Source organism: Rhizobium moroccans, assembly GCF_057559155.1.
The window spans coordinates 100,608-107,251 of sequence record NZ_JBHFJG010000013.1; the positions used below are offsets into that span (position 1 = coordinate 100,608).

Consider the following 6,644-nt stretch of genomic DNA (forward strand, 5'->3'; position numbering starts at 1 on the left):
GAGGACGCCAGAGCATCCGTCCACGTTGCTTTTGTTGAGATGGCTTAGATCCTCGGCACAAGGCCGAGGACGACGGAAGTACCGGCGGTTAAACGCGTGCTTCCGCTTCGCGCTGCTTTGCAAGCGCGGCAAGATCGGCCGGCTTGAGTTCGACGGACTCGCCGCAGCCGCATGCCGAGGTCTGATTCGGATTGGTAAAGGTGAAGCCCGACCGCATCTTGGTGACTTCGAAATCCATTTGCGTGCCGAGAAGGTAGAGCACGGCGGATGGCTCGATCCAGACCTTCGCGCCGTCGCGCTCGATCAGGTCGTCCTTGGCATTCGGCTCGGTGACGAGGTCGATGGTATATTCCATGCCGGCGCAGCCGCCCTTCTTGATCCCGACGCGGATGCCCTTGGCGTCCGATCCGGAATTCTGAACGATCTGCTTGACGCGCGTCGCGGCAGTATCGGTCATCGTCATCACTGCAAAGCCCATGGGCCCATTCTCCTTCCACAGCCGGGTTCAAGGTCCGGTGTTTCCGATTCAATTTAATGCCGGCGCCTTAACCGATCAATATCAGCTTCCGCATGATCTTGTCCGAAAAGTCTGCAACTTTTCGGGATCATGCTAGTACCAACCGAGGGCGACCTGGGCTTCTTCCGACATGCGCTCGGGCGTCCACGGCGGATCGAAGGTCATTTCCACCTCGACGCCGGACACGCCTTCGACGGCGCCCACCGCATTCTCGACCCAACCCGGCATCTCGCCGGCGACCGGGCAGCCGGGAGCCGTCAGCGTCATGACGATCTTGACCATGCGGTCGTCTTCGATATCGATCTTGTAGATGAGGCCGAGTTCGAAGATGTCCGCCGGAATTTCCGGGTCGTAGACGGTCTTCAGCGCCGCGATGATGTCGTCGCTGAGACGCGCCACTTCATCGGCAGGAATGGCGGATTGGATAATTCCCTCGCGGGCATCCCACTTCAGTTCGGTGTCATCGACTGCCATGGCAAAATTCCTCAGGCAAAGAAGTTTCGCGCATAGTCGAGCGCGTCGGCCAGCGCATCCACTTCGGCGCGGGTATTGTACATGCCGAAGGATGCCCGGCATGTGGAGGTGACGCCGAAGCGTTTCAAGAGCGGCTGGGCACAATGGGTTCCGGCGCGGACCGCGATACCCTTGCGATCGATCACCATCGAGACGTCATGCGCATGGATGCCGGCGAGTTCGAAGGCGAAGATGCCGCCCTTGTCCGGCGCGTTTCCGAATATCCGCACCGAGTTGATGGCCCGCAGCCGCTCGGTCGCATAGGCGGTCAGATCGGCCTCGTGACGGGCGATCGCAGCCCGTCCGACTTTCTCCATATAATCCAGCGCATAGCCGAGCCCGATCGCCTGCACGATCGGCGGCGTGCCGGCCTCGAAACGATGCGGCGGATCGTTGTAGGTGACGTTGTCCTCGCTCACCTCGATGATCATCTCGCCGCCGCCCTGGAACGGCCGCATCTCCTTCAACCGGTCCATCTTGCCGTAGAGCACGCCGATGCCGGACGGCCCGTAGAGCTTGTGGCCGGTCATCACGTACCAGTCGCAGTCGATATCACGGACATCGACCGGCATGTGGACCGCGCCCTGGCTGCCATCGACCAATACCGGGATGCCGCGCTCATGAGCGATGCGGCAGACTTCCTTGACCGGCACGATCGTGCCGAGCGCGTTGGACATGTGGGTGATGGCGACGAGCTTGGTCTTTTCCGTGAGGCTCTTTTCGAAATCCTCGATGTGGAACGCACCGTCCTCGTCGACCGGTACCCAAACGAGTTTGGCGCCTTGCCGCTCGCGGATGAAATGCCAGGGCACGATATTGGAGTGATGTTCCATGATCGTCACGACGATTTCGTCGCCCTCGCCGATATTCGGCATTCCCCAGCCATGGGCGACCGTGTTGATCGCCTCGGTGGAGGATTTCGTGAAGACGATTTCGTCCACGGAGCTCGCGTTCAGGAAGCGGCGCACCTTCTCGCGCGCGCCTTCATAGGCCTCGGTCGCGGCATTCGAAAGGAAATGCAGGCCACGATGCACGTTGGCATATTCATTCGAATAGGCGTTGGCGATCGCGTCGATGACGACCTGCGGCTTTTGGGCCGAGGCACCGTTATCAAGGTAGACCAGCGGCTTGCCATAAACCTCGCGCGACAGGATCGGAAAATCCCGCCGGATCGCTTCGACGTCATAGGTGGCCGGCGTAATCTGGTCCATTGCAGACCCTTTCGGTTGTCGCTCTCGAACAGTGGTTTGACAGAGGTGCCGCTCCACCGCTTTCCGTCATCCTCGGCCTTGTGCCGAGGATCTACTCAGGTTGCCACCTGATCGACGGCAGTAGATGCTCGGGACATCCTCGGGTTAAACCCGAGGACGAGCATTGCGGAGGAGATGTTGTCCCCTCCGTCAGCCGCCTCAGACATGCCTTTCAAGCCAATGCGAGATGACGCCTTCGAGCGCCTCGACCAGCTTTTCTTCCTCGAGTTCCTCGATGATTTCGGCAACGAAAGCGTTGACGAGCATGGCGCGCGCCTTCGCTTCCGGAACCCCGCGCGCCATCATGTAGTAGAGATGGTTGCGGTCGATGTCGGTGACGGTCGCGCCATGGCCGCAGATCACATCGTCGGCGAAGATCTCGAGTTCCGGTTTGGCGGAAAACTCGCCTTCGTCGGACAACAGCAACGTGTTGCAAGCCATCTTGGCGTCGGTCTTCTGGGCATCGGGAGCGACCCGGATCATGCCCTGGAACGCCCCACGGGCGCGATCGAAGACGACGTTGCGGAAGGTTTCCGTCGACGTCGTGTGCGGCACGTTGTGGCCGAGAACCAGCGTCACGTCCGTATGGGTTTCAGCGCCCAGCAGGTTGACGCCGCGCAGCGTCAGGTCGGCACCCTCGCCTTCGACATCGATGCGCAGTTCCTGCCGCACCAGCTTGCCGCCGACATTGACGACGAAGAGCCGCAGCTTGGCCTCAGAGCCGAGCTTGACGCGCACCTGGCCGAGATGAGTATCGGAAGCACCCTGCTCCTGCAGGATAATCCAGGTGATCTCGGCACCGTCTTCAAGCGTAAGTTCGCTCACGGAAGAGACGAATGCACCCTCTTCCTCCACCGAGCGGTGCCGCTCGATCACGGTCGCCTTCGAGCCGGCGCCGAAAATTGCGGGAAAGCGGGTGTGGATCTGGCCCGCGCCATGCAGCACCTGCAGTTCCAACGGCTCTTCAAGTTCCGTTCCGGCCGGGATAGCAATGGCGAAACCGTCGCGCACGAAGCTGCCATTGATCCGGCCGATCGCGTCGTCCTTGTCGAGCGCCGTCAGTCCGGCAGCAGCGGTGCCTTCGGCGAGCGCATCCTTGAAGGTCGTGACTTCGATGCCATCGACGGCGGCCTTGGCGTCCGCGTCGCCCTGGCGCACGGAAAGCACCTTCGATCCCTCCACGAGGGCGGCAATCTTTTCGATTACCGGCGCCTGCTCGCCTGCCGGGATTGCCCGCAACAGCGTCTTCAGATCCGTGTAGTGCCAGGATTCGATACGGCGGGTCGGCAGACCGGCCTTTCTCAAATCGTCCAGCAGCCGGTCGCGCGCGCCGATCACGGCGCCATTGCCGGGCAATTCGCCGACCTGTGCGGTATAGGCTTCCACGAGCGCCGTTTCGGCGGCCGTCAGCCGGTTTGTCGTCTGAATGTTCATGGACGGCTCCCTTCCGCGATCAGGCGGCTTCCCCGATGATATCGGAGTAACCCTTGGCTTCGAGTTCGAGCGCGAGTTCCTTGTCGCCCGAACGGATCACCTGGCCCTTGTAGAGCACGTGGACGGTATCCGGCACGATGTAGTCGAGCAGGCGCTGGTAATGGGTGATGACGATGACGGCGCGATCCGGCGATTTCAGCGCGTTCACACCGTCGGCGACGACCTTGAGTGCGTCGATGTCGAGGCCGGAATCGGTCTCATCCAGGATGCAGAGCTGCGGCTCGAGCAGAGCCATCTGCAGTATTTCGGCGCGCTTCTTTTCACCGCCGGAGAAACCGACGTTCAGAGGGCGCTTCAGCATGTCCATGTCGATCTTCAGTTCGCCGGCAGCTTCCTTGACGCGGCGGATGAAGTCAGGGGTCGTCAGTTCCGGCTCGCCGCGCGCCTTGCGCTGCTCGTTCATCGCGACCTTGAGGAACTGCATGGTCGCCACGCCGGGAATTTCGACCGGATACTGGAAGGCCAGGAAGATGCCCTTAGAGGCGCGTTCGGCCGGGTCGAGATCCAGGATGCTTTCGCCGTTATAGAGGATGTCACCCTCGGTGACTTCATAATCCTCGCGGCCGGAGAGAATGTAGGACAGCGTCGATTTGCCGGAGCCGTTCGGACCCATGATGGCGGCGATCTCGCCGGCCTTCACGGTCAGGTTCAGGCCGCGGATGATCTCGGTGCCGTCTTCGGCGATGCGGGCGTGCAGGTTCTTGATCTCAAGCATTTTATCTTCCTATTCATAGAGCGGTTCAAGGGCCGCCCGATAGACCTTAGGACAACGTGGTCCGTTCGATTTCCGTCATCCTCGGGCTTGTCCCGAGGATCTAAGCCGTCAGCTGTAGTTGCTCCACTGTTCCGTATTCGGATGGGGGCGGTAGGCATTTTCAATCTCGTCGATCCGCTCGTAGAGATCGTCCCATGTGGGATTCAAACCTTCTATGAGCTTGATCTTCCATTCACGCAGATAACGCTTCAACGACTTCTCTCGCTGTATTGCCAAGACGATATTTGGATGGCGTTCAAACCAGACCAGATTTTTCGCCTTGTATCTCTGCGTAAACCCTTCCTGAACTGCGTTGCGGTGATCCGATACGCGGTCCCGCAAATCACTCGTGACGCCGGTGTAGATCACTCCTCGCGGTTTGTCGGACATAATGTAGACGAAGCCACTCATCCCCTATCCCGCGAATGTAGATCCTCGGGACAAGCCCGAGGATGACGGATTCCTCAGCCGGTTAACCAACCGAACCTTCAAGTGAAATCCCGATCAGCTTCTGGGCTTCGACCGCGAATTCCATCGGCAGTTCCTGGATGACTTCCTTGACGAAGCCGTTGACGATGAGCGCGATGGCTTCCTCTTCCGGAATGCCGCGCTGCATGACGTAGAACTTCTGGTCCTCGGAAATCTTCGAGGTCGTCGCCTCGTGCTCCACCTGGCCGGATGCATTCTTCACGTCGATATACGGCACGGTATGGGCGCCGCACTTGTCGCCGATCAGCAGCGAGTCGCAGTTGGTGAAGTTGCGGGCATTCTCGGCCTTGCGGTGGATCGAGACCTGGCCGCGATAGGTATTCTGCGACTTGCCGGCGGAAATGCCCTTGGAAATGATGCGGCTCGACGTGTTCTTGCCGAGATGGATCATCTTCGTTCCCGAGTCGATCTGCTGATGGCCGTTCGAAACGGCGATCGAATAGAACTCGCCGCGCGAATTGTCGCCACGCAGGATGCAGCTCGGATATTTCCAGGTGATCGCCGAACCGGTCTCCACCTGCGTCCAGGAGATCTTGGAGTTCTTGCCGCGGCAATCGCCACGCTTGGTGACGAAGTTGTAGATGCCGCCCTTGCCCTGGGCATCGCCCGGGAACCAGTTCTGCACGGTCGAATACTTGATCTCGGCATCATCGAGAGCGACGAGCTCAACCACGGCCGCATGAAGCTGGTTTTCGTCGCGCTGTGGCGCGGTGCAGCCTTCCAGATAGGAGACGTAGGCGCCCTCTTCGGCGATGATCAGCGTGCGCTCGAACTGGCCGGTGTTCTTCTCGTTGATGCGGAAGTACGTGGAAAGCTCCATCGGGCAACGTACGCCCTTCGGCACGAAGACGAAGGAACCGTCGGTGAAGACCGCCGAGTTCAGCGTCGCATAGAAGTTGTCGGAGGTCGGAACGACCGAGCCGAGATACTTCTTCACGAGTTCCGGATGCTCGCGGATCGCCTCCGAGATCGACATGAAGATCACGCCGGCCTTCTTCAGCTCTTCCTTGAAGGTGGTGACGACAGAAACGGAATCGAAGACCGCATCGACGGCCACCTTCGACTTCTGCACGCCGGCCAGAATTTCCTGCTCGCGCAGCGGAATCCCGAGCTTCTCGTAGGTCTTGAGAAGCTCCGGATCGACCTCGTCGAGCGAGACCGGGCCGGTCACGTTCTTGGGCGCGGCATAGTAGTAGAGATCGTTGAAATCGATCTTCGGATATTCGACGCGCGCCCAGGTCGGCTCTTCCAAGGTCAACCAGCGGCGATAGGCTTCGAGGCGCCATTCCAGCATCCATTCCGGTTCCTGCTTCTTGGCGGAAATGAAACGGATGATCTCTTCCGAAAGACCCTTCGGCGCCTTGTCCACCTCGATGACGGTTTCGAAGCCGTATTTGTACTGATCGATATCGATCCCTCGAACCTGATCGATCGTTTCCTGGACAGCAGGCATACTCAATCTCCAAAATCTTGCCGGCTCAAATTCCGGCAAATCGGTCGTTGTCTCGGGGAGGTAAAAGTTCCACCCCTATGTAGGGGCCAGAAGGCGGTTTTCACACCTTTTGGCAAGCGGAAATTTGTGCTTCCGCGAATTTGGCGGCGGTCACGCCGCCTCGCCGGCCGGCTT

Annotated in this window: 7 protein-coding genes; all 7 read right to left on the bottom strand. The window is 59.9% G+C overall.

Annotated features, from left to right (window positions below; all coding sequences use genetic code 11):
* Positions 1-88 precede the first annotated feature (88 nt).
* Complete coding sequence (sufA, locus tag ACE04I_RS10155; RefSeq protein ID WP_046792314.1) at positions 89-478, bottom strand: Fe-S cluster assembly scaffold SufA; 390 nt, start codon at positions 476-478, stop codon at positions 89-91.
* Between the two features lie 132 nt (positions 479-610).
* A complete protein-coding gene (locus ACE04I_RS10160; protein WP_046792315.1) occupies positions 611-991 on the bottom strand; it encodes an SUF system Fe-S cluster assembly protein in 381 nt (126 codons plus the stop codon).
* Between the two features lie 11 nt (positions 992-1,002).
* Positions 1,003-2,241 carry a cysteine desulfurase gene (locus tag ACE04I_RS10165; RefSeq protein ID WP_046792316.1) on the bottom strand — a complete coding sequence of 413 codons (1,239 nt, stop codon included), beginning with the start codon at positions 2,239-2,241 and terminating at the stop codon, positions 1,003-1,005.
* Positions 2,242-2,439: 198 nt separating this feature from the next.
* On the bottom strand, positions 2,440-3,714 hold the full coding sequence (gene sufD, locus ACE04I_RS10170) for a Fe-S cluster assembly protein SufD (protein WP_046792317.1): 1,275 nt from the start codon (positions 3,712-3,714) through the stop codon (positions 2,440-2,442).
* Positions 3,715-3,733: 19 nt separating this feature from the next.
* The gene (gene sufC, locus ACE04I_RS10175; RefSeq protein WP_046792318.1) at positions 3,734-4,489 is read right to left on the bottom strand and encodes a Fe-S cluster assembly ATPase SufC; all 756 of its coding nucleotides are present in this window, start codon (positions 4,487-4,489) and stop codon (positions 3,734-3,736) included.
* Between the two features lie 108 nt (positions 4,490-4,597).
* Positions 4,598-4,939: a GIY-YIG nuclease family protein gene (locus ACE04I_RS10180; protein WP_046792319.1), complete on the bottom strand. Its 342-nt coding sequence runs from the start codon at positions 4,937-4,939 to the stop codon at positions 4,598-4,600.
* Positions 4,940-5,000: 61 nt separating this feature from the next.
* Positions 5,001-6,470: a Fe-S cluster assembly protein SufB gene (gene sufB / locus ACE04I_RS10185; protein ID WP_487207012.1), complete on the bottom strand. Its 1,470-nt coding sequence runs from the start codon at positions 6,468-6,470 to the stop codon at positions 5,001-5,003.
* Between the last annotated feature and the right edge of the window lie 174 nt (positions 6,471-6,644).